The following is a 24,215-nucleotide window of genomic DNA, read 5'->3' on the forward strand; positions in this document are numbered from 1 at the left end:
TGGCTCAGTCCGTTGCGGCATACAGGCAGAACGGGTGGCCGGCCGGATCGAGCAGCACCCGCACGTCGTCCTGTGGCTGGTATGACGCGAGCCGCGCGCCCAGCCTGATCGCGCGCTCGGTCTCGGTCGCGAGGTCGGTGACCTCGAAATCCAGGTGCAGCATCATCTGCTGCGCTCTGTCTTCAGCCGGCCAGGTCGGCCGAATGTAGTTGTCATTGCGCTGGATCGAGAGATAGGCGACGCCTTCGCCGAGGTCGAGTGCTGCGTCGTTCCGATCGATGCTGTAGATCGGCCACCCGCGCAGTTGCGAGTAGAACTCGGCGAGCTCCCGCACGTCCGGCGCGTCGAGCACGACGCCCCACCAGTCGTGCCGCTGCCAGCGGTCCGGTGGCGGAGCGCTCGTCGTCATACAGCTGCACGTTACGCGCCCAGAGGTGCGGCGGCCGGTGAGTGACGGCGAGTTCGTCGAGTGACGGTGAAATTGCGCCGTCACTCGACGAGGAAGCCGTCACTGGCGGATATGGGGGCTTGGGATTAGGGGTGGCCGGGTGGAGGTCGGGGCGGTCGGGGGAGTGTCGGGCGGGCAGCGTCGCGGGCGAGGATTAGGCTCGACCACTGTGTATGAAGGTGTGGTCCAGGACCTGATCGACGAGCTCGGCAAGCTTCCCGGCGTCGGTCCCAAGTCCGCGCAGCGGATCGCGTTCCACCTGCTGCAGGCCGACCCGGCCGACGTCAATCGGCTGACCGAGGTGCTGACCACGGTGCGCGAGAAGGTCCGCTTCTGCGAGCGGTGCTTCAACGTCGCCGAGGACACGCTGTGCCGCATCTGCCAGGACCCGCGCCGCGACGACAAACTGCTCTGCGTCGTCGAGGAGCCCAAGGACGTCGTTGCCGTCGAGCGGACCCGCGAGTTTCGTGGTCGGTATGCCGTGCTCGGTGGCGCCATCAGCCCGATCGACGGCATCGGCCCCGACGACCTGAAGATCACCGAGCTGGTGCGTCGCCTGGGTGAGGAGCCGATCGAGGAGATCATCCTGGCGACCAACCCCAACCTCAACGGCGAGGCGACCGCGACCTACCTGTCGCGACTGCTGCGCACGATGGGCATGCGCGTCACGCGTCTGGCGTCCGGGCTGCCGGTCGGGGGAGACTTGGAGTATGCCGACGAGGTGACGCTCGGCCGCGCATTCGAAGGACGGAGAGTTGTCGATGCCTGAGACACCTGACACCGAAGCCCTGCAGGTCGGTGCGTTGGCCGCCGAGACAGCGCAGGACGCGCGCGCGTTCTGTGAGTCGGCGCGCCAGCTCGCCGCCGGATCCGCACCCGACGAAGCCCTGCCCCTGATGCTGCTGATGCTGTCGCAGTTGCAGGTCACGGGCGCGCGGTTGGGCGCCATACAGGATGTGGTGCCGGCAGAGCGGTTCGAGGCGGACCCTGGTGACGAGAGCGACCTGGATGCGCTGCGGATGAGCCTGGCCAACCTGCTGGACGGGATCGACGACTATGCCGACGTCGTCGACCCGCTCACGTCCGTCGAGCCGGCGCGCGGCGCGCTGTCCGATGACCTCACCGACATCGTCGGCGCGCTGGAGCATGGCCTGGTGCACTTCGACCACGGGCGGTTGACCGAAGCCTTGTGGTGGTGGCAGTTCAGCTACCTGTCGCAGTGGGGTGTCCGCTCGTCGGCCGCACTGCGGGTGGTGCAGACGATCCTCGGGCACATCCGGCTGGATGCCGACGACGAGACGATGGCGGACGCGGAGTTCGAGGCGCTGCACCCCTGAGTCGCCGGGGCGCCGGCCGTATGGCGAATAACTCGCGACAGTCGCGGGATGCTCGCGGAAAATGTCGGGTGCGGGCGAATAAGTCGCGACAGTAGTGGGTTGGTGCGTTCAGACTCGGGTCGAAGCCTTCGTGCCCCGGCCCTCGCCTGTGTCCTTGTCTCGTCCGACACCGGCCTCGCCGCCGTGGCTCGACCCGGACACCGGCACAACGTCGTCGCCGGGCGTCTCGGACGCCGCGGCCAGCAACTCCGCCTTGTCACGCGCGGGGCTCCACGGGTTGTGCCCGAAGAGCAGCCACACCGCCAGCACCGACACGGCCAGGCAGGCGTAGCCGGCGAACGCGTCGAAGATGAAGTGGTTGGCGGTCGCCATAACCACGAACACCGTCCAGATGCCGTAGGACAGGCCGAGGATCCGGATCAGCTTGTGCCGCGCGACGAAGAACACCGACAGGCCGACCCACATCGCCCAGGCGCAGTGCAGGCTCGGCATGGCGGCATACAGGTTGGAATGGTCGGCGACGGCCGGGCTGCCCCACGACCCGAACGTCTTGAAGTGCACAACGGTGTCGATGAAGCCGCTGCCCTCGAGCAGGCGGGGCGGCGCCATCGGGAAGAGCCAGAAGCCGATCAGCCCCAGGACCGTGGTGAAGACCAGCACTGTGCGCGCCGTCTTGTAGATGCGCCGGTGCATCCAGAACAGCCAGATCAGCACGGCGCCGGTGATCGGCAGGTGGAAGAAGGAGTAGTCGTAGTTGGCGATCTGCGCGATCCACTCGTGGCGGACGACGAAGTGGTTCATCGTCAGCTCGATGTCCAGCCCGATGCGCTGCTCGAAGTCGAAGAGGTCCCAGCCGCGAGCGAGCGCCTCGGCCTCACGGGTCGGCACCAGGTTGCGCAGGTGCTCGTAGATCATGTCGAGAGCGACGAGCACCACGAGCTCGAACCACCAGCGCGGTGGCCGGTAGGCGCGCCAGCCGAGTGGAAGCAGCGCCGGACCCGTCTCGGTCCGGCGCTGCACCGTAGTGAGGTCGTCGACCCCGCCCGAAACTCTCGCCACACGTCAAGTCTGTCACTGAACTCTCACACATAGAAATCACGGTGTGTTCATGGAGTGTTCGTGATAACTCGCACGCGGGCGCGTGGTGTGTGAGGTGTCCGTATGGCGATGCCAGGTCCCGCCATACGGGCGCCCCCGGGCGCGGCAGTCGCGCTCGTTAAACTGGGTGCTCCGCTTCCCAGGAAGGCTCACTGCGTGACGGCATCCGACGGCAGCCCTTGGTGTTGTCCAGAACGCCCGTGACGTCGACCTGATCAGACCTCGAACCGATCTCGACCGACACCGACCCGCGAAGGGAACCTCGACCCGTGCCTCTTGTCGTCCAGAAGTATGGCGGCTCATCGCTCGCCGATGCCGAAAGTATCAAGCGGGTTGCCCGGCGCATTGTGGACACGCGCAAGGCCGGCAACCAGGTGTGTGTCGTGGTGTCCGCGATGGGCGACACGACCGACGAACTGCTCGACCTCGCCGACGCCGTCACACCGTCCGCGCCGGAGCGGGAGCTCGACATGCTGCTCACCGCGGGCGAGCGCATGTCGATGGCGTTGGTGTCGATGGCGATCGCCAACCTCGGTGACTCCGCCAGGTCGTTCACCGGATCCCAGGCCGGTGTCATCACCGACGACGTGCACGGCAAGGCCCGCATCATCGACGTCACGCCCGGCCGCATCAGCGGGGCGCTCGGCGACGGGCACATCGTGATCGTCGCGGGGTTCCAGGGCGTCAGCCAGAACACCAAGGAGATCACCACGCTCGGGCGTGGCGGCTCCGACACCACTGCGGTGGCACTCGCTGCCGCGCTCAACGCCGACGTGTGCGAGATCTACACCGACGTGGACGGCATCTTCACCGCCGACCCGCGCATCGTCTCGTCGGCGCACAAGGTCGACCGGATCAGTAACGAGGAAATGCAGGAGATGGCGGCGTCGGGCGCAAAGGTCCTGATGCTGCGTTGCGTCGAATACGCCCGACGGTTCAACCTGCCGATCCACGTGCGCTCGTCGTTCAGCCACCGCGAGGGCACGTGGGTCTACCCAGCAGCAGAAGGAGAAGAAGACGTGGACGCCGAAGCACCGATCATCGCCGGAGTTGCGCACGACCGGAGCGAAGCCAAGATCACCGTCGTCGGTGTGAAGGACACCCCCGGCAGCGCTGCGGCGATCTTCAACCTGATCTCCGCACAGCAGGTCAACATCGACATGATCGTCCAGAACGTCTCGGCGGTGGCCACCGGCAAGACGGACGTGTCCTTCACGTTGCCGAAGTCCGACGGGCAGCGCGCCGTGACGGCCCTGCAGGAGGCCAAGGACGAGCTCGGCTTCGAGTCGCTGCAGTATGACGACCAGATCGGCAAGCTCTCGCTGATCGGCTCGGGCATGCGCAGCCACCCGGGCGTCTCGGCGACGTTCTTCCAGGCGCTGGCCGACGCGGGCATCAACATCGAGATGATCACCACCTCGGAGATCCGGGTGTCGGTCATCACCAAGGGCGACCTGCTGGACGACGCGGTGCGCGCGGTGCACACGGCGTTCGGGCTGGACTCCAGTGAGGGTGAGGCCGTGGTCTACGGCGGCACCGGTCGATAGGACCCGCGAAGGACCCACAAAAGACCCACGAAGTTCTTCCGCTTCGCGCCCCGAACAGTTCGCGGGGACCCAATCATCAACGAGGTAATTCCATGGCACTGAACATCGGCGTCGTCGGCGCCACCGGACAGGTCGGCGGCGTCGTCCTGCGACTGCTCGCCGAGCGCAACTTCCCGATCGGCGAGCTGCGCCTCTTCGCGTCCGCGCGCTCCGCCGGCCGCGAGATCGACTGGCAGGGCAAGCGATTGGTGGTCGAGGACGCGTCGACGGCCGACCCGTCCGGTCTGGACATCGCGATCTTCTCCGCCGGCGGTGCGACCTCCAAGGAGCAGGCGCCGCGCTTCGCGGCCGCCGGCGTGACGGTGATCGACAACTCGTCCGCCTGGCGCGGTGACCCGGACGTGCCGCTCGTGGTCTCCGAGGTCAACCCCGACCAGATCGCGAACCCGCCGAAGGGCATCATCGCCAACCCCAACTGCACCACGATGGCCGCGATGCCGGTGCTGAAGCCGCTCACCGACGCGGCCGGCCTGCGCCGGCTGATCGTGGCGACCTACCAGGCCGTCTCCGGCTCGGGACTCGCCGGTGTCGAGGAGCTGGCCGGTCAGATCCGGCAGGGCGTCGAGGGCGACCTCGAGGGGCTGACCCATGACGGTGCGGCCGTCGAGCTGGGCCCGGCGAAGAAGTATGTCGCCCCCATCGCCTACAACGTGTTGGCCATGGCCGGCTCGATCGTGGGCGACGGCAGCGAGGAGACCGACGAGGAGCAGAAGCTGCGCAACGAGTCGCGCAAGATCCTCGGCCTGCCGGACCTCGCGGTCGCCGGCACCTGCGTGCGGGTGCCGGTCTTCTCCGGGCACTCCCTGGCGATCCACGCCGAGTTCGACAAGGCGATCACCCCGGACGAGGCTCGCGAGGTGCTGTCGGAGGCTCCTGGTGTCGTGGTCACCGAGGTGCCGACGCCGCTGGAGGCCGCGGGCAAGGACCCGTCATACGTCGGCCGCATCCGCGTGGACCAGTCGGTGCCCGACGGCAAGGGCCTGGTGTTGTTCGTCAGCAACGACAACCTGCGGAAGGGCGCTGCGCTCAACACGATTCAGATCGCAGAGGTCATCGCCGCGAGTCGGTGACGAGATGAGTGCGGACAAGCCGACCCTGGCCGTCGTGGGAGCGACGGGGGTCGTCGGGCTCTCGCTGCTGTCGCTGCTGCCGACGCGCGACGACATGTGGGGCGAGATCCGGCCGATCGCGTCGGGCCGCTCCGTCGGGCGCCGGGTGTCCATCCTCGGGCAGGACGTCGTCGTCCGGGAGCTGGACGTCGACGTCTTTGAAGGTGTCGACGTCGTGGTCATGGCCGCGCCGGCCGACGTGTCGGCGCAGTGGTCCCCGGTCGCGGTTGGTGCGGGTGCGGTGGTCATCGACAACTCCGGGCACTTCACTCCGCAACCCGACATTCCGCTCGTGGTGCCCGAGATCAACCCCGACAGTGCCCGGCGGCCGGAGTCGGGCATCATCGCCAGCCCGAGCGCGGCCACGCTGATGATGGTCGGCGCGCTGCACTCGCTGCACAGCTCGTGGCAGCTCACCTCCGTGGTGGCCACGACCTTCCAGGCGGTCACCGACGCCGGCGTGTCCGGCGCACTGCGGTTGTATGACGAAACCATGGAGCTCGCCGGCAACCAGGGTGTCGGCCAGTCACCGGGTGACGTTCGTCGCATGCTGTCCGACCTGGGTGAGTCGCCCTTCCCGGCCCCGGTGGCGTTCAACGTGATCCCGTGGGTCGGCGAGCAGGCCGATGCCGGCGAGACCGACTCCGAGGCGGTCGTCCGTGAGGAGCTGCGCAGCCTGCTCCGGGTGGCCCACCTGCCGGTGGCGGTGACCTGCGTGCAGGTGCCGGTCGTGCGGACCCACTCGGTGTCGGTGCACGCCACGTTCGCCACCGACACCGACCGTGACGACGCGGTGCGCGTGCTGACCGAGTCGTCCAACTCGGTTGTGGTGCTTGATGATTCGGCGGGTTCCCTGGACGACAGCTGGCCGACGCCCGTCGACGTCGTCGGCGCCGACCCGATCTTCGCCGGCCGCGTCCGCCGGGTCGAGGGCTTCCCGAACGCCATCGAGTTGTTCATCTGCGCCGACAACCTGCGCAAGGGGTCGGCGCTCAACGCGCTGCAGATCGCCGAGCTGACGGTCTCGACCCGCTGAAGCAGAAGTCCCGCTGAAGTAGTTGCCCCGCACGCCCATCAGCGGCGGAGTGCGAGGTCGTTCCGCGTCGGGAGCACGGCGTCATACCCACGTATGCTTCTGCAGTGCATAAGTTTCGGTTATCTGCAGCGCGGCTCGGCGCGGTGCTCGCGACACTCTTCCTGATCGGTGGTGTGTTGCTTGCGCCGTCGGCCCACGCAGCGACCGACCAGTCCTCGGGGCTGCCCAAGACGCTGCGCGTCGGCACCGAGGGTGTCTATCCGCCGTTCAGCTATCGCGCGTCCGGCAAGCTCACCGGGTATGACGTCGACCTGATCACGCAGCTCGGCAAACGCCTCGGCGTGAAGGTCCAATTCGTCCAGACACCATGGGATTCGATGTTCTCTGCGCTGCAGGCAAAGCGGATCGACCTGGTCGCCAACGAGGTCACCGCCAACCCGGAGCGCAAGGCGAAGTACGACCTTTCGGCGCCATACATCACGACCACCGGGGTGGTCGTCGTGAAGTCCTCGAACGACTCGATCAAGGGACTCAAGGACCTCAAGGGCAAGAAGGCTGCCGAGAACACCACCAGCAACTGGGCCGCCACCGCGAAGAAGGCGGGCGCCCAGGTCGTGTCGGTGACCGCGATGGACAAAGCGGTGTCGGCGCTGACGCAGGGGCGGGTCGACGCCATGGTCAACGACCAGCTGGCGGTGAAGAACTACCTCAACACCACCGGCAACAAGGGCGTGAAGATCGTCGCGACGACCGACGACAAGAGCGAGTCGGTCTTCGCGGCCCGCAAGGGCAGCGGCTACATGCCGGCGATCAACAAGGAGATCGCTGCCATGCGGGCCGACGGCTCGCTGCAGAAGATCTACGACAAGTACTTCGGCGCGAAGTCCGAGAAGAAGTCGACAACCAGCGACTGGCAGCTGGTCAAGGACAACGCGTGGCCGATGCTGAAGGCGACGTTGAAGACGACGATCCCGCTGACCGCGATCAGTTTCGTCCTGGGGCTGCTATTGGCGGTCGGCATCGCGCTGATGCGGCGCTCCACCGTGCTGGTGCTTTCCTGGCTGGCTCGCGTCTACATCTCGATCATCCGGGGAACGCCGCTGCTGGTGCAGCTGGTCATCGTGTTCTACGCGCTGCCGCAGGCCGGCGTGAAGTTCAGCTCGTTCTGGTCGGCGGTGATCGCGCTGAGCCTCAACGTCGGCGGGTATGGCGCGGAGGTCGTGCGCTCGGCGATCTCCTCGGTGCCCAAGGGCCAATGGGAGGCCGCGGAGACGATCGGTATGCGATATCGCACCTCGTTGCGCAGGATCGTCCTGCCGCAGGCCGCCCGTATCGCGGTGCCGCCGCTCGGTAACACCCTGGTGTCGCTGGTGAAGGACACCTCGCTCACCTCACTGATCCTGGTGCCCGAGCTGTTCCAGAAGGCCCAGGACGCGGCGGCCCCGACATACAGCTATCTGGCGCTGTACTGCGCCGCCGCCGTCTACTACTGGGTGATCTGCTTCGGGCTCAACGCCGTCCAGGGCCGCCTCGAAACTCGACTGAACAGGTATGTCGCGCTATGAACTCCTCCGAGCAGAGCACCCCGTTGTTGGAGGCCACCGCGGTGGCCAAGCGGTTCGGTGACCATGAGGTCATCAAGGACATCTCGTTCAGCGTCGACAAGGGCTCGGTCACGGTGGTCGTGGGGCCGTCCGGCTCGGGAAAGACCACCCTGCTGCGCGGACTCAACGCGCTGGAACGACCCGACGCCGGCGTGGTCCGGATCGGCGATGTGACCGTCGACTTCTCGACGGTGCACGCCTCGAAACGTGGCCGACTCAGCGGCTCAGATCGGGAGCTGATCCGGCGCTACCAGGCTCGCAGCGGCATGGTCTTCCAGAGCCACAACCTCTTCCCGCATCGCACGGCGCTGCAGAACGTCACCGAGGGTCCGGTCGTCGTGCAGGGCCGGCCGGCCGCTCAGGCCGACGCCGACGCGCGCGAGTTGCTGGCGAAGGTCGGGTTGGCCGGGCACGTCGACAAATACCCGTCGCAGCTGTCCGGCGGCCAGCAGCAGCGGGTCGGTATCGCGCGGGCGCTCGCGCTCGAGCCGGACCTGCTGCTCTTCGACGAACCCACCTCGGCCCTCGACCCGGAGCTGGTCGGCGAGGTGCTCGACGTCATACGGCAGCTGGCGCGGGAGGGCCGCACGATGGTGATCGTCACCCACGAGATCCGTTTCGCACGTGATGTCGCCGACCAGGTGCTCTTCATCGACGGCGGCTTGGTCGTCGAGCGCGGCCGCCCGGCCGACGTCCTGGACCACCCGCAGGAGGCGCGCACCCAAGCATTCTTGCGCCGACTGCTGGAGGTATGACGGGATCGGTGAGCTGGCCGAGCTTGTCGAGGTCACGCGCGAGAGATGGCCGAGGACCGATGAGCTGGCCGAGCTTGTCGAGGTCACGCGGGGGAGATGGCCGAGGAGCGGTGAGGTACGAGCCGCGTCTCGAGGCCCCTCAGTTACATTGGCCGCATCATGCCGATGACCGATATCGCCGATGTCCGTGCCGCGTTCACCGCTGCCGCTGACGTCTTCTCCGGGCCGCTCTACCGGCACTGGTGCACGCTCGCGGGTGCGGAGACCGGGCCGGACGACAGGACCTTCACCGCCTTTGCGGCATACGGACTGGACTTCGCGAACTGGCAGGCAGCGCAGCGGTTGCTGCGCGCGACCAGCGAGGAGCTGCGCACGCTCGACCCGAGCAGGCCGCTCGCGAGCTACTACCCGGTGCTGCACGGCACCCTGCCGCCGGACGGTCGCTCCTACCAGCTGTGGACCGAGCTGTTGCGTGATCGACGCGGGCCGATCGGCCGGCGACTGCAGGAGCGCCCGCTGCCGCTGAACGACCCGCAGGCCGGGGTGCGGATGCTGCGCCTGGTCACCGAGCACCTGCAGACGGTGTATGCCGAGCGCGTCGTCGTCGATCTGGTGGCCGTCGGCGCGGCCGCCGGACTGGAGCTGGTTGCCGACTCCTTCGAGCCGGATCTGCTTGCCGGACACCACATTGCGTCGCGTCGAGGTTATGACCTGCACCCGTTGCACCCCCGTGAGGACGGCGTGCTGGACCGCATGCTGTCCCAGCTGGAGCCGGAGCAGACGGAGGCCCAGGCGCGAGTGCTGCGCGCCGCTCGCCTGGTCGACGAGCAGGACATCGTCGTCTCGCGGCGTGACGCGTTCCAGGTGGTGGCTGCGGAGGGGTTCGGCTTCGGGCGTCTGCCGATCGTCTTCGGCTCGTCCTTCCTGTGCATGGTCGACGACCGGCGGCAGATGGACGACCTGATGCGCGCTCGGCACGCCGAGGGCATCTGGGTCGCCGACGAGGCCGTCGGTGTGCTGGCGGAGGTGAGCGACTCGACGGTGCTGCGCGATGTTGATCCGATGAGCCGTGCCACCCGGCTGGCCCACTACCGAGCCGGCGAGCTCATTGCCGAGGTCGTGCAGGTCGCCTGAGGCGCCCGAGCTGGTCGAGGTCAGGTTGAGCTCCTTGAGGAACTCGTGAGGGACGAGCGAGTGTCTCGAAAGGTGCGGGACCTCGAGACGGGCTCCCCCGCTTCGCTCCTCCACCCTCCTCGGCCACCACAAACAGAGCTCCGTGAGGAACTCGTGAGGGACGAGCGAGTGTCTCGAAAGGTGCGGGACCTCGAGACGGGCTCCCCCGCGTCGCTCCTCCACCCTCCTCGGCCACCACAACCAGAGCTCCGTGAGGAACTCGTGAGGGACGAGCGAGTGTCTCGATAGGTGCGGGACCTCGAGACGGGCTCCCCCGCTTCGCTCCTCCACCCTCCTCGGCCACCTCCGGGCGCTCCTCGGTCACCTTGGTGTGCTGTTTCTCTGGCGCCATACAGCCGCAGTTGCCAGAATGACGAAAACGTCGGCGACCCGGAGGCAACGATGGAAGTTCCATTGATCGTTCGTGATTTCCTCGACCGGGCGGAGGTCGTCTACGGCGACCGGGTCGCGGTGGTGGACGAACCCGACCAGCCCGCAACGCCTTTCGGTGGTGGCACGATCACCTATCGACGGATGGCTGAGCTCGCTCGGTCACAGGCTGCCGGGCTCGATGCGATGGGTGTCCCCGTCGGCGGTCGGGTCGCGGTGGTGTCGCACAACAGCGCGCGGCTGCTGACGTCTTTCTTCGGCGTCAGTGGATACGGCCGCATCCTCGTCCCGGTCAATTTCCGACTCTCGGTGCCCGAGGTGCAATACATCGTGCAGCACTCCGGTGCCGAGGTGCTTGCGGTCGATCCGGAGCTGCGGCACCTGCTCGACGACGTTGACTGCGATCACAAGTTCGTGCTCGGCGAGTCCGACGACGAGCTCTTCGGATCCACCGACGAGCCGCGCCCCTGGGACGGCGACGAGCACGCCACCGCGACGATCAACTACACCTCGGGCACGACCGCTCGTCCCAAGGGCGTGCAGCTGACGCACCGGACCAACTGGCTCAACGCGACCGTATTCGGTTGGCAGACACCGGTTTCCGACGAGGACGTCTACTTGCACACCTTGCCGATGTTCCACGCGAACGGCTGGGGGATGCCTTTCGCGGTCACCGGCATCGGCGCGCAACACATCGTGCTGCGCAAGGTCGACGGCACCGAGATCCTCCGGCGGGTGGAGCAGCACGGGGTGACACTGATGTGTGCGGCGCCCGCCGTGGTCGCGGCCGCGCTCGACGGAGCGCAGCAGTGGGACGGCCCGATCCCGGGGCGGGACCGCACCCGGATCGTGGTCGCAGGTGCGCCACCTCCCACGCGCACGATCGAGCGCGTGCGTGAGGAGCTCGGTTGGGAGTTCATCCAGATCTACGGACTGACCGAGACTGCGCCGCTGCTGACGATGAGCAAGATGCGCGCCGAATGGGCAGAGCTGTCACCGACCGAGCAGGCCCGCAAACTCGGGCGAGCCGGTTATCCGGCGGTCGGAGTGCGGATGGCCGTCGACGAGTCCGGCGAGGTGCTGTCGCGGACCAACCACAACCTCGAGGCCTACTGGCAGAACCCCGATGCCACGTCCGCCGCGCTGGCCGGTGGCTGGTTCCACACCGGGGACGGTGGGCACATCGAGGACGGTGCGCTCGTCATCGCCGACCGCAAGAAGGACGTGATCATCTCCGGCGGTGAGAACGTCTCGTCGATCGAGGTGGAGGACGTGCTCATGTCGCATCCCTCGGTGCGGGAGGTGGCGGTGATCGGCATACCCGACGAGAAGTGGGGTGAGCTGGTGACCGCGTTGGTCGTGGCTGACGGTGAGGTGACCGAGGAGGAGTTGATCGCGCACGCGCGTCAGTCACTCGCCGGTTACAAGGCGCCCAAGCGGGTCGAGTTCCGCGACGAGTTGGCGCGCACCGCGACCGGCAAACTGCAGAAATTCAAGCTGCGGCAACCGTTCTGGGACGGCCAGGACAAGCAGATCAACGGATGAAGCCGGTCGAGTAGAGCCAGGGGAACGAAGTGGAGGAGGCCCGTATCGAGACCGCGGCACGCTCACTGTCCGGCATTGGCCGCGCCGTCCAAGGTGCGATCTATGCCGCCGGTGCCTACGGGCACAAGCCGAAGGTGCCGGTCGAGCCGGCCGCGTTGTATGACGCCGCCCGGCGGCGGATGAGCCCGCAGGCGTGGTCGTATGTCGCCGGCAGCGCCGGCATGCAACGCACCGACCGGGCGAACACCGCTGCGTTCGAACGCTTTCCGATCGTGCCGCGCATTCTGCGTGAGGTGTCGGAACGGTCGATGGAGGCCTCGCTGCTCGGGCAGACGTTGGCTGCACCGGTGCTCTTCGCGCCGATCGGGGTCCTGGAGATGGCACACAAGGAGGCCGAGCTCGCGGTCGCCAGGGCCGCCCGGTCGCTCGGTCTGCCGATGGTGTTGTCGACCCAGGGTTCGGTGCCGATGGAGCAGACGTCCGAGGCATTGGGTGCGAATCCGATGTGGTACCAGCTGTATTGGAGCAACAACGACGAGTTGGCTCAGTCTCTCGTCCGAAGAGCCGAGGCCGCCGGCGCCCAAGCGATCGTCGTCACCCTCGACACCCACCTGCTCGGGTGGCGGACCAAGGACCTGGACCTGGGTTACCTGCCGTTCGCTCGCGGCCAGGGCATCGCGCAGTACCTCACCGACCCGGTCTTCCAAGACCTCGTCGGCGACCGGGTGGAGTTCCCTGAGGAGCCCGTGAGGGACGAGCGGGCGTCTCGAAGGGACCTCCCCGAGGGGCGGCCCACGCTCGCCGCCATACGCACGCTGCTCTCGATCACCCGTCACTACCCGGGCAGCTTCCGCGACAACCTGCGCTCGCCACTGCCACGCGCGGCGGTCGAGACCTTCCTCGATGTCTTCCCATGCCCGCAACTCACGTGGGACGACCTGACCAAGCTGCGTGAGTGGACCCGACTTCCGATAGTCCTCAAGGGGATCCAGTCGGTGGAAGACGCACAGCGCTCGATCGATCACGGTGTCGACGGCATCGTGGTGTCCAACCACGGCGGCCGGCAGATCGACGGCGCGGTCGCTTCCCTGGACGCGCTCGCAGCCATCGCGCCCGAAGTCGACGGTCGGCTGCCGGTGCTCTTCGACAGCGGCATCCGCAGCGGCGCTGACATCTTCAAGGCGCTGGCCCTCGGCGCATCCGCCGTGCTGGTCGGGCGCCCGTGGCTCTACGGCCTGGCACTCGATGGTGCCGCCGGTGCCGAGGCGGTCATGGAGCGACTGCTCGCCGAGCTCGACCTCACCATGGCGCTGTCCGGAGTCGCTTCGATCGACGAGATCACCCGGGACTGCCTGGCTCACTCCGATCCGCGGTAACCGACCAGCCAGCTCGGCTCGATCCGGTACATCCGCACGTCCGCACCCCAGGTCGTCGGGTCGGACTTGTAGTGCCGTGTCCAATGCGCGAGCGTCGGCTCCCACGCGGGGTCCTGCTCGGTGAGACGTATGGCGGTGCCATGGCAGAAGACCGCGACGCGCTCGCCGTCGACGTGGGCGGCGCTGACCGCCGGTCGCGCTGCGAGGTGCCGTGCCTTCGCAGCGCGACCGTCGGTGCCGAACGTCCATGCTCCGTGCAGGAAGTGGCCGTCCACGGCACTCACCCGCGGCTCACCCTTGGCGGTCACCGTGGCCAGGCTCAAGACCTTCATGCCGTCCAGCGCGTCAACCACCTGTGCCGCCTGCATCAGGTGGTCGGAGTCGACGATGTCGCGCAGGTGACTCGTGCCGCGCCCGTGCGACGCGTCGATGAGGCGTTGGAGACGAGCGATCTCGGCGGGTGTCTCGTACATACAGGTCGACGGTACCGGTGCACGGTGACGTGTCTCTGCGACGAGGACCCGTGACGAAGTCGTTCGGGATTGTTCGGACTGCGTGAACGCGTCCGGCTACTTCCCGACGATGGTCGGCACGAGCACCGGTCCGACGTCACTCGTGTCGGTGCCATCAATGGGAATCAGGGAAGGGTTGATCGACCATGTACAAGAAACTGTGGAGCGGTGCCGCCATCGCGCTGCTTGCCGGAGGACTGAGCCTCGCCTCGATGGGGCCGGCGAACGCCAGCGGCGTGTTCTGGACGCAGACGAGTTGCAACCACCACAGCGGCATCATTTCCTACACGTACACGTCCAATACCGGGTCCACGGTGGAGACCGCCGTTTCGGTCGGTGGAACCTTCAGCGGCAGCGAGGGGGCATTGCTGCAGGCGGTCGTCAAGAAGTACCAGGAGTCGGAGAAGTGAGACTTCGGCCGGTTGCGGTCGCCATTCTGATCGGCGCGAGCTCGGTCGCGATGCTCGGCTCGCCGGGTGTGGCAGAGCAGCATCGGGCGGTCGGGGGCTCGACCGACAACTGTCCGGGCGCGAACGCACAGCGGTCTGCAACTGGCGGTGCCTACTGGTGCCCGCCACCCACGGGCACCGACGACGTCAGCCGGCTCGGCTGAGAACACAGGAGAGGAAGAAGAACATGAAAACAGCAGCACGCGCACTTGCAGTAGCCACCATCGTCACCGGAGGGCTGATGATGCACGGCTCCGCGACCCACACCGGGGCTCTGGCCGACGTGACGACCTGGTGCGACGGCACGACACTGCACATCGCGACGTCAAGCGGCGGCACGGGAACCATTTCGAACTCCGTGAAGTGCCAAGGGTGATGAATGGATGATGTCCCGCAGTGCCACGTGGTGACATGCGGTGACATGCGGTGACATCGACCGTGCGAGGAGTCGTTGGGTGGTCGGGCACCCAACGACTCCTCTGAGCAAGCCGGCGTGGCGTGACTGGCGTTGTCTCACACCACGGTGACCTGCGGGCCGTACAGCGCCATCGCAGACAGTGCCCTGGAGTGATCCTCGGGTGTCGAACCGGCGCAGAGACCGGCGGCGACGGTGACCGTCGCGCCGGCGTCAGCCGCTCCGAGCGCTGTGGACAACACGCAACAATCCGTCGACACGCCGGCGAGTGTCAATCGCGGTGTGTTACCGACGATTTCGCGCAACGCCGACCACTTGCCGAAGGTCGGAGCCGTCACCACCGACGCATCCTTGGTGTATGGCGCCAGCTCCGGCACGATCGAGTAGAGCGGGTCGGCGTCCGGTAGTTGGGCGAACGGCCATTCCCGGTAGTAGTCGACCCAGGACCCTTGCGGTGCCGGGTCGGCGACGAACCGGGTGAAAACGACCCTCTCGGCATACTCCTCGACTGCAGTCCGGATGCGTGGCACCGCTGCTGCCCACATAGGCGAACCCCACTGGGACGTCTGCGGATCCGCGAAGATCACCTGGGCGTCGATGACGACCAGCCACTCGCCGTGCGAACCTGCCGGGGTCGTCACGGCGTCAGTCCTTCACGAGCAACGGCTGCTCGTCGCCACCGACCGGCATCGCTTCCTGGCGCGCCACCTTCGCCCGCCGCAGGACGTATGCCGCCACGAACGACAGCACGAGCGCCACGATCACCCCGAGGTTCGCGTAGGCCCAATCCCCGCTCCAGCTGGCGGTTTTGGCGTCATACGAGCCGAGTCCGAGTGGGTCCAGCAGGTAGCCCTGCCAGTTGTTCCAGGAAGCGTCCTGCGCGTAGTTGTTCACGACGAGCCCCCATCCGATGACGGATGTGACGACCAGGATGCCGATCGAGGTCCAGTCCCATCGGCCGTAACGGCCGGATCCGTCGAAGAGGTCGGCCTCGGCATACGACTGCTTGCGCAGTGCGATGTCGGCGATCATCACTCCGGCCCAGGAGGCGAGCGGCACACCCAGGGTGATGAGGAAGGACTGGAAGGGGCTGGCGAAGTTCTCGGCCACGAAAACGACGTAAATCGTTCCGAGAGTGAGGATCACGCCGTCGATCAGGGCAGCTGTGGGGCGCGGGATGCGCACACCGAGCGACAGCAACGTCAGGCCCGAGGAGTAGATGCCCAGCACCGCGCCGCTGACCAGCGACAGGACGGCCGCGATGAGGAACGGCACGAGGAACCAGGTCGGCAGGATCTCGGCGAGCGCGCCGATCGGGTTGGCGAGAATGCCTGTCGCGACCTTCTCGTCGGAGCCGGCGAGAAGCAGTCCGAAGACCACCAGCACCACGGGAGCGACCGCGCCGCCGAAGGTGTTCCAACCGACGATCGCCGGACCGGAGGCGTCGCGGCGCTGGTAGCGCGACCAGTCCGCTGCGATGTTGATCCAGCCGAGGCCGAAGCCGGTCATCACCATCACCAGTGCGCCGACCGTCTGCTGCCAGCTGCCGGACGGCATCGCAGAGACCTTCGACCACTCGATGTGCGAGGCAGCGACGATCATGAAGACGATCGTGATGATGCCGGTGATCCAGGTCAGCCAGGACTGCAGGCGCATGATGATGTGATAGCCGGCGACCGAAGCGAGCACGACCAGTGCCGCGACCACGACGCACGCGATGATCTTGGTCGTCGTGCCGCCGCCCCAGCCGAGTTCGTGCATCACCGTCGCGGTGGCCAGCGTCGCGTTGATCGTCAGGAAGGTCTCCCAGCCGATCGAGACCAGCCAGCTGATCACACCCGGGACCTTCTGCCCGGTCACGCCAAAGGCGGCTCGCGACAGGATCATCGTCGGTGCCGAACCTCGCTTGCCGGCCAGCGCGATCAGCCCGCAGAGCGCGAAGCTCACGATCACACCGATGACCACCACGACGACCGACTGCCAGAAGGAGATCCCGAAGCCGAGCACGAACGCGGCATACGAGATCCCGAAGACCGACACGTTCGCCGCGAACCACGGCCAGAAGAGATCACGCGGCTGCGCGGTCCGCTCCGACTCCTCGATGATCTCGATGCCGGTCGTCTCGACGCCGAGCCGGCGCAGGTCCTGCGGCGTTCCGCCCGCTGGGATGCTCATGCCCAGGAGCATGGCAGATCGGAGGTGTCGGTGTGCACCGAAAAATTCGGGTCCCGGGCCCAAGCTGATCGAGTGCCGGAGCGGGGGAGGTGTATCGAGATCCGGTTCGTCACCCCACGCTGTTCGGGAGTGTTCGGGAAGCATGCGCGGTCCCTGGCGCGACGGCAGGTTTGCTGTCACCCGACGGGCACGAACGCTCGCGTCCGTCGCATTCGGTGAACATCAGGGAAGGGACGATCCATCATGCACAAGAAGCTTTTCAGCGGTATTGCCATCGCGCTCCTCGCCGGTGGCCTCAGTCTGAGCTCGACGAGCCCGGCGTCGGCAGCGCCCGGCGGTGGTGAGGTCTGGACACAGACGAGCTGCAACTACCACAACGGCAACGTGACCTACACCTACACGTCCAACTTCGGCCATTCGGCGGAGACCATAGCTTCGGTCGGCGGTCTGTTCCACGGGTCCGAGGACGATCTTGCCAAGGCGGTCGTGCGGGTCTACACCGAGCAGGCGAGGTAACGCCGTCCGGTGCGGGTGTCTCCCGTCACGCGCCCGCACCGGTCCGCCCGCACTGGTCCGCGTGCATCCTACAAAGGGGTGGAACAGACCACGCGGGTCGATTGTTCAAATTTGTATGAAGGCATTCGGTTTCCTCAGCTTCGGTCATTACGGACGCGTGCCGGGGTCGCAAACGCCCGATGCGGCGAGCGCGCTGAAGCAGTCGCTGGAGATCGGCGTCGGCGCGGACGAGCTGGGCGTCAACGGCGCCTACTTCCGCGTCCACCACTTCGAGCGGCAGCTGGCGTCGCCGATCCCGCTGCTGTCCGCGATCGCTGCGCGCACCCGGCACATCGAGGTCGGCACCGGCGTCATCGACATGCGCTACGAGAACCCGCTGCAGCTCGCCGAGGAGCTCGCAGCGCTCGACCTGCTCAGCGACCAGCGCATCGCGATTGGCATCTCCCGCGGGTCACCGGAGACCGCGCAGCGCGGCTACGAGGCGTTCGGCTACACCGGGGCGCAGGACCCGCGCGGAGCCGACATCGCGCGGGCGAAGTTCGCGACCTTCCTGGAGGCGATCGACGGCGAGGGGATGGTCGACGCCGACCCGCAGCACGCCATACCGGGCACTCGGCTGCGGATCGAGCCACGTTCCGATGGGCTGCGTGATCGCATCTGGTGGGGTTCCGGCAGCCGCGAAACCGCGGAGTGGGTGGGCGAACTCGGGCTCAACATGATGTCGTCGACGCTGCTCACCGAGGCCAACGGCGAGTCGTTCGCCGACCTGCAGGCGGAGCAGATCGAGCGCTTCCGGGCGGCGTATGTCGCAGCCGGCCACACAGGCCGCCCGCGCGTCTCGGTGTCGCGCAGCATCTTCCCGATCGTCAGCGATCTGGACGAGCAGTTCTTCGGTCTGCGCGGCCAGAGCAGCACCGACCAGATCGGCATCATCGACGGCTACCGGTCCACATTCGGCAAGACGTATGCCGACACGCCGGACAAGCTGATCGAGCAACTGCGCGGTGACGCCGCCGTCATGGCTGCGGACACGGTCATGCTGACCATCCCGAACCAACTGGGCGTCGACTACAACCTGCACGTGCTGGAGGCGTTCGCCCAGCACGTTGCGCCCGCGCTCGGCTGGCGCCCGAACACCGACGGTCCGGTGACCGGCGACGATCCGGCCACTCCCTGATCGAGAGGCGCACCAACGCAACGAGAGGCGTAGCAAATCACCCCGATTTGCTACGCCTCTCGATCACTGAGTGCTCCTCTCGATCAGTGCCGTTCGATCAGAGGCGACGGTCTTTGACGAAGGCGTGAACACAACGCATTTCGGGGCTAGTGTTGGCCCATGGGTCGATTCAGCGCGTTGGAGTGGCCGGTCTTCCGGCAGTTCCGCTCCGGGGATTACCTCGGACGCGGGCCAGCTGTGGCTTCGGAGAAGACCCGATCCGTGCAGCCGCGCACCGCGACCGCGGATCGTGTTGTGCAGAGCGTCTGCCCCTACTGCGCGGTCGGTTGCGGCCAGCGCGTCTACGTCAAGGACGAGAAGGTCATCGGGATCGAGGGCGACCCCGACTCGCCGATCTCGCGCGGCCGACTGTGCCCCAAGGGCGCTGCGAGCGAGCAACTCATCAACTCCCCGGGTCGGCAAACCGAGGTCCTCTACCGTCCGCCGCGCGCCCGCGAGTGGCAGCGGCTGGATCGTGACACCGCGATCGAGATGATCGCCGACCGCTTCATCGAGACCCGCCGCAACACCTGGCAGGAGCTCGACGACCAGGGCCGCAAGCTGCGCCGCACCATGGGCATCGCATCGCTCGGCGGCGCGACCCTGGACAACGAAGAGAACTACCTGATCAAGAAGCTCTTCACCGCGGCCGGCGCGATCCAGATCGAGAACCAAGCCCGCATTTGACACTCCTCCACGGTTCCCAGTTTGGGGACCTCGTTCGGACGCGGCGGCGCGACGCAATATCTGCAGGACATGGCCAACGCCGACTGCATCGTGATCGAAGGCTCGAACATGGCCGAGTGCCATCCGGTCGGGTTCCAGTGGGTCTCCGAGGCAAAAGCACGTGGTGCCAAGGTGATTCACGTCGATCCGCGGTTCACGCGGACCTCGGCGATCGCCGACAAGCACCTGCCGATCCGTGCCGGATCCGACGTGGTCTTCCTCGGTGCGCTGATCAACTACGTGCTGAGCAACGACCTGTGGTTCAAGGATTACGTCGTCGCCTACACCAACGCGGCGATGCTGATCAGCGAGGACTACCAGGACGCCGAGGACGCGGACGGCCTCTTCTCCGGATTCGACCCGGCGACAGGCAAATACGACCGCACCACCTGGGCGTATGACGCCGACGGCTCTCGGGACGAGACGCTGCAGGACCCGCGCACGGTCTTCCAGATCCTGAAGCGCCATTACGCGCGCTACACCCCTGAGATGGCCCAGCAGGCGTGCGGCATCTCGGTCGACGACTTCGCCTATGTCGCACGCACGATCACCGAGAACTCCGGCCGGGAGCGCACCACCTGCTTCGCGTATGCCGTGGGCTGGACCCAGCACACGCTGGGTGCACAGTTCATCCGCACTGCGGCCATCCTGCAGCTGCTGCTGGGCAACATGGGTCGTCCGGGCGGCGGCATCATGGCGCTGCGCGGACACGCCAGCATCCAGGGATCCACCGACATACCAACGCTATTCGACCTCTTGCCGGGCTACCTGCCGATGCCGAGTGTCGGCCAGCACGACACGCTGGACGACTACCTGACGCGGGTGCATTCCAAGGCGGAGAAGGGCTTCTGGGCCAACACCGACGCCTACCTGGTCAGCCTGCTGAAGTCGTGGTGGGGCGACGCGGCCACCGCCGACAACGACTTCGCCTACGACTACCTGCCGCGCCTGTCCGGACCGCACGGCACCTACGAGACCACGGTCGCGATGAAGGACGGCCAGGTCGAGGGCTACTTCCTACTCGGCCAGAACCCCGCGGTCGGGTCCGCGCACGGACGGCTGCAACGCGAGGCGATGGCGCAGCTGAAGTGGCTGGTCGTGCGTGACCTCAACATGATCGAGTCGGCGACCTTCTGGCGGGACGGGCCCGAGATCGCCTCGGGTGAACTGAAGCCCGAGGACATCGAAACCGAGGTCTTCTTCATGCCCGCCGCCGGGCACGTGGAGAAGGCCGGATCGTTCACCCAGACGCAGCGGCTGCTGCAGTGGCGCCACCAGGCGGTGCAGCCGCCGGGTGACTGCCAGAGCGAGCTGACGTTCTTCTACGACCTTGGCTGCCGCATCCGAGCCAAGCTGGCCGATTCGACCGACGAACGCGACCGCCCGCTGCTCGACCTGACCTGGGACTACCCGGTCGACGAGCACGGCGAACCCGACGGCGAGGCAGTGCTTTTGGAGGTCAACGGCCGGTTCCGCACCGGACCGCAGGCTGGCCAGCCGCTCTCGTCGTTCAACGAGATGCGGGCCGACGGATCGACCGACGGCGGCTGCTGGATCTACACCGGCGTCTATGCCGACGGTGTCAACCAGGCCGACCGGCGCAAGCCCGGCCAGGAGCAGTCGCCTATCGCGCCCGAATGGGGCTGGGCGTGGCCGGCCAACCGCCGGATCCTCTACAACCGCGCCTCTGCCGACCCGCAGGGACGCCCGTGGAGCGAGCGCAAGAAATACGTCTGGTGGGACGACCAGCAGGGCAAGTGGACCGGCGACGATGTGCCCGACTTCCCGGTCGACCGCGCCCCGGGCAGTCAGCCCGACCCGGCGCTCGGTGGTCCGGCGGCGCTCGCCGGGGACGATGCCTTCGTGATGCGGCCGGACGGCAAGGCGTGGTTGTTCGCGCCCGACGGTCTGGTCGACGGCCCGTTGCCGACGCACTACGAGCCGCAGGAGTCGCCGGTTGCCAACCCGCTCTACCTGCAGCAGCGCAACCCCGCACGGATGACCTTCCCGCGCAAGGACAACCTGACCGCGCCGAGCGCGGGCGACCCCGGATCAGGCACTTATCCCTACGTTTTCACCACCTATCGGCTCACCGAGCACCACACCGCGGGCGGCATGAGCCGCTGGCTGCCCTACCTGTCGGAGCTGCAGCCGGAGATGTTCTGCGAGGTGTCACCGCAGCTGGCCGCCGAGCGCGGGCTGGAGCACGGCGGATGGGCGACGATCGTGTCGCCGCGTGCCGCGATCGAGGCTCGCGTGCTGGTCACTGAGCGTATGACGCCCCTGGTCATCTCCGGGCACACCGTGCACCAGATCGGGCTGCCCTACCACTGGGGAGTCGGCAGCGACGCGGTCGTCAGCGGTGACTCGGCCAACGACCTGCTCGGCGTCACGCTCGACCCCAACGTCCTGATCCAGGAGTCGAAGGCCGGGTCGTGCGACATACTGCCCGGACGACGACCGCAGGGTGATGCACTGCTGCGCCTCATCGCCGAGTTCCAGTCGCGTGCCGGGGCGACGACCGAGACCGGCAACGAGCTCGTGACACCACGAGAGGAGGACTGATGGGACAGCTGTCCGGACCGGCGAACCCGACTGCCGACGCGCGCTGGGAGACCCACGAGCACCGCAAGGGGTTCTTCACCGACACCTCCATCTGCATCGGCTGCAAGGCCTGCGAGGTGGCGTGCAAGGAGTGGAACCACAATCCGCGTGACGGTGAGCTCGAGCTGACCGGCATGTCCTACGACAACACTGAGCAGCTGGGTGCGAGCACCTGGCGGCACGTGGCGTTCATCGAGCAGGACCGCGAACACGTCGAGGCTGCACGCGAATCCGGCCGCAAACTGGTCGATCTCGGCATGCCCACAGTCCGTGCCAGCCACGAAGCTGGTCGAGTGCCGGAGGAGCGAAGCGGAGGAGGTGTATCGAGACCAAGTGCCTCGACGACCCCTCCGGAGACCTCGGAATTCCGCTGGTTGATGGCATCCGACGTGTGCAAGCACTGCACGCACGCCGGCTGTCTCGACGTCTGCCCGACCGGCGCGCTCTTCCGCACCGAATTCGGTTCTGTCGTGGTGCAATCCGACGTCTGCAACGGATGCGGCACGTGCGTGGCGGGCTGCCCCTTCGGCGTCATCGAGCGGCGCACCGACGGCACGGTCGCCCCGAAGGCCGAGCGCGGCGCGCAGCACAGTGAGGTGCCCAACGTCGGCATCGCGCAGAAGTGCACGCTCTGCTACGACCGCCTGGTCGACGGCGAGCAACCGGCCTGCGCCCAGACCTGCCCGACGGAGTCGATCAAATTCGGCGATCACGCGGATCTCGTTGACGCTGCACGTGATCGGGTCGGCCAGTTGCACGAGCAGGGCCTCACCGAGGCTCGGCTGTATGGCGCCAACGAACTCGACGGTGTCGGCGGCACCGGTGCGGTCTTCCTGCTGCTGGACGAGCCGGAGGTCTACGGCCTGCCGCCGGACCCGCGCGTGCCCACGGCGGACCTGCCGGTGATGTTCAAGCGTGCCGGCATGGCAGCTGCCGGGATGGTGGCGGCCGCTGCAGTGGCGTTCCTCGGAGGACGTTGATGACCACTTCGCCATACGACGCCTATCGGCCACCGGAGACCGGCGGACGGCGACGCCGCAAGATGCGCCTCCCGGGCGGTCGTCGTCGACGGCGTGGCGGGGGCGACGGCGCCCGCGAGATGCCGATGGTGCCGGACGTCGAATTCACTTCCTATTACGGCAAACCCGTGGTCAAGCCACCGCCGTGGGGTCCGGAGATCGCGGCCTATCTCTTCCTCGGCGGTGTGGCGGGCGGCTCCGGGCTGCTCGCCTACGGTGCACAACTGACCGGCCGAAAGCTGTTGTGCCGCAACGCTCGCATCGGTGCGATGGCAGCGGTCGCGCTCGGAGCCGGTGCGCTGGTGAAGGACCTCGGCCGCCCGGACCGCTTCTACAACATGCTGCGCACGATCAAGCTCACCTCACCGATGAGTCTGGGTTCGTGGATCCTCACGGCATACAGCGGCGGCATGGGTCTCGCAGCGGCGAGCGACGTCGACCGACTGACCGGCGGGCGGCTGCCGCTCGGTCCGGTGCGTCGCGTGCTGACCGGCGTGGAGCCGGCGGCCGGAGCTGCCGGCGCGGCATTCGGGGCGCCGCTCGCGGTCTACACCGCGGTGCTGCTGTCCGACACAGCCAACCCGACCTGGAACGCCGCGCACCGCGACCTGCCCTTCGTCTTCGCCAGCTCTGCCTCGCTTGCAGCCGGCGGCCTCGCGATGGTCACGACACCGACCCGTGAGACGGGCCCGGCTCGTGCGCTCGCGGTGATGGGCGTCGCGGGTGACCTGATCGCGACGCGCTACATGGAGCACCGGATGGATCCGGTGGCCGCGGAGCCGTTGCAGATCGGCCGGCCGGGTGCGCTGCTGCGGTGGAGCGAACGCCTTGCCATCGCCGGCGGTCTCGGCGCCATCGCGCTCGGCCGCAATCGTCTCGGCGCCGTGGTGGCCGGTATGGCGTTGCTCGGCGCCTCCGCGTGCACCCGCTTCGGGGTGCTGGAGGCCGGCATCGAGGCGGCGAAGGACCCGCGCTACACCGTGGTGCCGCAGCGCAACCGTCTCGAGAAGCGCCGTGCGGCGGGCATCACCGACGACTCGATCACGACCGCCGGCTGAGCCAGGCAGCGTGTGCGGCCCTAACCTTCGACGGTCGAGGTTTGGGG

General features: G+C 67.4%; 23 protein-coding genes. 18 read left to right on the top strand and 5 right to left on the bottom strand.

Annotated elements, in window-relative coordinates; genetic code table 11:
- Positions 1-4 precede the first annotated feature (4 nt).
- The gene (locus ACSZL9_RS13155; RefSeq protein ID WP_446665958.1) at positions 5-409 is read right to left on the bottom strand and encodes a VOC family protein; all 405 of its coding nucleotides are present in this window, start codon (positions 407-409) and stop codon (positions 5-7) included.
- A gap of 208 nt (positions 410-617) precedes the next feature.
- Between ACSZL9_RS13155 and recR the strand changes: the two genes are divergently transcribed.
- Positions 618-1,217, top strand: coding sequence for a recombination mediator RecR (gene recR / locus ACSZL9_RS13160; RefSeq protein WP_446665959.1), 600 nt, complete (start codon positions 618-620; stop codon positions 1,215-1,217).
- A complete protein-coding gene (locus ACSZL9_RS13165) occupies positions 1,210-1,785 on the top strand; it encodes a DUF5063 domain-containing protein (RefSeq protein WP_446665960.1) in 576 nt (191 codons plus the stop codon). Before recR ends, ACSZL9_RS13165 begins: the two co-directional genes overlap by 8 nt.
- Positions 1,786-1,893: 108 nt before the next feature.
- Here the strand turns inward: ACSZL9_RS13165 and ACSZL9_RS13170 are convergent, their stop codons facing one another.
- Entirely contained in the window at positions 1,894-2,844 is a 951-nt protein-coding gene (locus ACSZL9_RS13170; RefSeq protein ID WP_446665961.1) for a phosphatase PAP2 family protein, read from the bottom strand.
- A gap of 308 nt (positions 2,845-3,152) precedes the next feature.
- Between ACSZL9_RS13170 and ACSZL9_RS13175 the strand changes: the two genes are divergently transcribed.
- From ACSZL9_RS13175 to ACSZL9_RS13210, 8 genes are all read left to right on the top strand, one after another.
- The gene (locus ACSZL9_RS13175) at positions 3,153-4,430 is read left to right on the top strand and encodes an aspartate kinase (protein WP_446665962.1); all 1,278 of its coding nucleotides are present in this window, start codon (positions 3,153-3,155) and stop codon (positions 4,428-4,430) included.
- A gap of 92 nt (positions 4,431-4,522) precedes the next feature.
- A complete protein-coding gene (locus ACSZL9_RS13180; protein ID WP_446665963.1) occupies positions 4,523-5,560 on the top strand; it encodes an aspartate-semialdehyde dehydrogenase in 1,038 nt (345 codons plus the stop codon).
- Between the two features lie 4 nt (positions 5,561-5,564).
- A complete protein-coding gene (locus tag ACSZL9_RS13185; protein WP_446665964.1) occupies positions 5,565-6,635 on the top strand; it encodes an aspartate-semialdehyde dehydrogenase in 1,071 nt (356 codons plus the stop codon).
- Between the two features lie 104 nt (positions 6,636-6,739).
- Positions 6,740-8,200: an ABC transporter substrate-binding protein/permease gene (locus ACSZL9_RS13190; protein WP_446665965.1), complete on the top strand. Its 1,461-nt coding sequence runs from the start codon at positions 6,740-6,742 to the stop codon at positions 8,198-8,200.
- Positions 8,197-8,994 carry an amino acid ABC transporter ATP-binding protein gene (locus tag ACSZL9_RS13195; RefSeq protein ID WP_446665966.1) on the top strand — a complete coding sequence of 266 codons (798 nt, stop codon included), beginning with the start codon at positions 8,197-8,199 and terminating at the stop codon, positions 8,992-8,994. Before ACSZL9_RS13190 ends, ACSZL9_RS13195 begins: the two co-directional genes overlap by 4 nt.
- A 159-nt stretch (positions 8,995-9,153) precedes the next feature.
- The gene (locus ACSZL9_RS13200; protein ID WP_446665967.1) at positions 9,154-10,128 is read left to right on the top strand and encodes a DUF2332 family protein; all 975 of its coding nucleotides are present in this window, start codon (positions 9,154-9,156) and stop codon (positions 10,126-10,128) included.
- Positions 10,129-10,569: 441 nt separating this feature from the next.
- Positions 10,570-12,102: an AMP-binding protein gene (locus ACSZL9_RS13205; protein WP_446665968.1), complete on the top strand. Its 1,533-nt coding sequence runs from the start codon at positions 10,570-10,572 to the stop codon at positions 12,100-12,102.
- A gap of 29 nt (positions 12,103-12,131) precedes the next feature.
- Positions 12,132-13,478, top strand: coding sequence for an alpha-hydroxy-acid oxidizing protein (locus ACSZL9_RS13210; RefSeq protein ID WP_446665969.1), 1,347 nt, complete (start codon positions 12,132-12,134; stop codon positions 13,476-13,478).
- On the opposite strand, the gene ACSZL9_RS13215 is transcribed toward ACSZL9_RS13210, so the two are convergent.
- Positions 13,460-13,951 carry a pyridoxamine 5'-phosphate oxidase family protein gene (locus tag ACSZL9_RS13215; protein ID WP_446665970.1) on the bottom strand — a complete coding sequence of 164 codons (492 nt, stop codon included), beginning with the start codon at positions 13,949-13,951 and terminating at the stop codon, positions 13,460-13,462. The genes ACSZL9_RS13210 and ACSZL9_RS13215 overlap by 19 nt on opposite strands.
- Before the next feature lie 185 nt (positions 13,952-14,136).
- Between ACSZL9_RS13215 and ACSZL9_RS13220 the strand changes: the two genes are divergently transcribed.
- The 3 genes from ACSZL9_RS13220 to ACSZL9_RS13230 are packed head-to-tail and all read left to right on the top strand — an operon-like array spanning position 14,137 to position 14,815.
- Entirely contained in the window at positions 14,137-14,400 is a 264-nt protein-coding gene (locus ACSZL9_RS13220) for a hypothetical protein (protein WP_446665971.1), read from the top strand.
- On the top strand, positions 14,397-14,603 hold the full coding sequence (locus ACSZL9_RS13225) for a hypothetical protein (protein ID WP_446665972.1): 207 nt from the start codon (positions 14,397-14,399) through the stop codon (positions 14,601-14,603). The genes ACSZL9_RS13220 and ACSZL9_RS13225 overlap by 4 nt, the downstream gene beginning before the upstream one ends.
- 23 nt (positions 14,604-14,626) lie before the next feature.
- Positions 14,627-14,815: a hypothetical protein gene (locus ACSZL9_RS13230; RefSeq protein WP_446665973.1), complete on the top strand. Its 189-nt coding sequence runs from the start codon at positions 14,627-14,629 to the stop codon at positions 14,813-14,815.
- Between the two features lie 137 nt (positions 14,816-14,952).
- Here ACSZL9_RS13230 and ACSZL9_RS13235 read toward each other — a convergent pair whose 3' ends face one another.
- Both ACSZL9_RS13235 and ACSZL9_RS13240 read right to left on the bottom strand, forming a co-directional pair.
- Positions 14,953-15,495 (bottom strand): cysteine hydrolase family protein, encoded by a 543-nt coding sequence (locus ACSZL9_RS13235; protein ID WP_446665974.1) that lies wholly within the window; start codon positions 15,493-15,495, stop codon positions 14,953-14,955.
- Positions 15,496-15,499: 4 nt separating this feature from the next.
- A complete protein-coding gene (locus ACSZL9_RS13240; RefSeq protein WP_446665975.1) occupies positions 15,500-17,029 on the bottom strand; it encodes a purine-cytosine permease family protein in 1,530 nt (509 codons plus the stop codon).
- 243 nt (positions 17,030-17,272) lie between these two features.
- Between ACSZL9_RS13240 and ACSZL9_RS13245 the strand changes: the two genes are divergently transcribed.
- The 5 genes from ACSZL9_RS13245 to nrfD all read left to right on the top strand — a co-directional run bounded on the left by ACSZL9_RS13245 (position 17,273) and on the right by nrfD (position 24,168).
- Positions 17,273-17,545, top strand: a complete 273-nt coding sequence (locus ACSZL9_RS13245) for a hypothetical protein (RefSeq protein ID WP_446665976.1) — start codon at positions 17,273-17,275, stop codon at positions 17,543-17,545.
- 115 nt (positions 17,546-17,660) lie between these two features.
- Positions 17,661-18,722, top strand: a complete 1,062-nt coding sequence (locus ACSZL9_RS13250; RefSeq protein ID WP_446665977.1) for an LLM class flavin-dependent oxidoreductase — start codon at positions 17,661-17,663, stop codon at positions 18,720-18,722.
- Between the two features lie 159 nt (positions 18,723-18,881).
- Positions 18,882-22,052, top strand: coding sequence for a formate dehydrogenase-N subunit alpha (gene fdnG, locus ACSZL9_RS13255; protein ID WP_446665978.1), 3,171 nt, complete (start codon positions 18,882-18,884; stop codon positions 22,050-22,052).
- Positions 22,052-23,071, top strand: a complete 1,020-nt coding sequence (locus ACSZL9_RS13260) for a 4Fe-4S dicluster domain-containing protein (RefSeq protein ID WP_446665979.1) — start codon at positions 22,052-22,054, stop codon at positions 23,069-23,071. Before fdnG ends, ACSZL9_RS13260 begins: the two co-directional genes overlap by 1 nt.
- Positions 23,071-24,168, top strand: coding sequence for an NrfD/PsrC family molybdoenzyme membrane anchor subunit (gene nrfD / locus ACSZL9_RS13265; protein ID WP_446665980.1), 1,098 nt, complete (start codon positions 23,071-23,073; stop codon positions 24,166-24,168). The genes ACSZL9_RS13260 and nrfD overlap by 1 nt, the downstream gene beginning before the upstream one ends.
- Positions 24,169-24,215: the final 47 nt, after the last annotated feature.

The sequence above is a fragment of the Flexivirga sp. B27 genome, assembly GCF_052905685.1.

Excerpts from the sequence above, each read along its gene's own strand:
- ACSZL9_RS13155 (WP_446665958.1), bottom strand. The coding sequence starts at position 409 with ATGACGACGAGCGCTCCGCCACCGGACCGCTGGCAGCGGCACGACTGG.
- ACSZL9_RS13165 (WP_446665960.1), top strand. The coding sequence starts at position 1,210 with ATGCCTGAGACACCTGACACCGAAGCCCTGCAGGTCGGTGCGTTGGCC.
- ACSZL9_RS13180 (WP_446665963.1), top strand. The coding sequence starts at position 4,523 with ATGGCACTGAACATCGGCGTCGTCGGCGCCACCGGACAGGTCGGCGGC.
- ACSZL9_RS13185 (WP_446665964.1), top strand. The coding sequence starts at position 5,565 with ATGAGTGCGGACAAGCCGACCCTGGCCGTCGTGGGAGCGACGGGGGTC.
- ACSZL9_RS13195 (WP_446665966.1), top strand. The coding sequence starts at position 8,197 with ATGAACTCCTCCGAGCAGAGCACCCCGTTGTTGGAGGCCACCGCGGTG.
- ACSZL9_RS13200 (WP_446665967.1), top strand. The coding sequence starts at position 9,154 with ATGCCGATGACCGATATCGCCGATGTCCGTGCCGCGTTCACCGCTGCC.
- ACSZL9_RS13205 (WP_446665968.1), top strand. The coding sequence starts at position 10,570 with ATGGAAGTTCCATTGATCGTTCGTGATTTCCTCGACCGGGCGGAGGTC.
- ACSZL9_RS13215 (WP_446665970.1), bottom strand. The coding sequence starts at position 13,951 with ATGTACGAGACACCCGCCGAGATCGCTCGTCTCCAACGCCTCATCGAC.
- ACSZL9_RS13220 (WP_446665971.1), top strand. The coding sequence starts at position 14,137 with ATGTACAAGAAACTGTGGAGCGGTGCCGCCATCGCGCTGCTTGCCGGA.
- ACSZL9_RS13230 (WP_446665973.1), top strand. The coding sequence starts at position 14,627 with ATGAAAACAGCAGCACGCGCACTTGCAGTAGCCACCATCGTCACCGGA.
- ACSZL9_RS13240 (WP_446665975.1), bottom strand. The coding sequence starts at position 17,029 with ATGAGCATCCCAGCGGGCGGAACGCCGCAGGACCTGCGCCGGCTCGGC.
- ACSZL9_RS13245 (WP_446665976.1), top strand. The coding sequence starts at position 17,273 with ATGCACAAGAAGCTTTTCAGCGGTATTGCCATCGCGCTCCTCGCCGGT.
- ACSZL9_RS13250 (WP_446665977.1), top strand. The coding sequence starts at position 17,661 with ATGAAGGCATTCGGTTTCCTCAGCTTCGGTCATTACGGACGCGTGCCG.
- ACSZL9_RS13260 (WP_446665979.1), top strand. The coding sequence starts at position 22,052 with ATGGGACAGCTGTCCGGACCGGCGAACCCGACTGCCGACGCGCGCTGG.
- nrfD (WP_446665980.1), top strand. The coding sequence starts at position 23,071 with ATGACCACTTCGCCATACGACGCCTATCGGCCACCGGAGACCGGCGGA.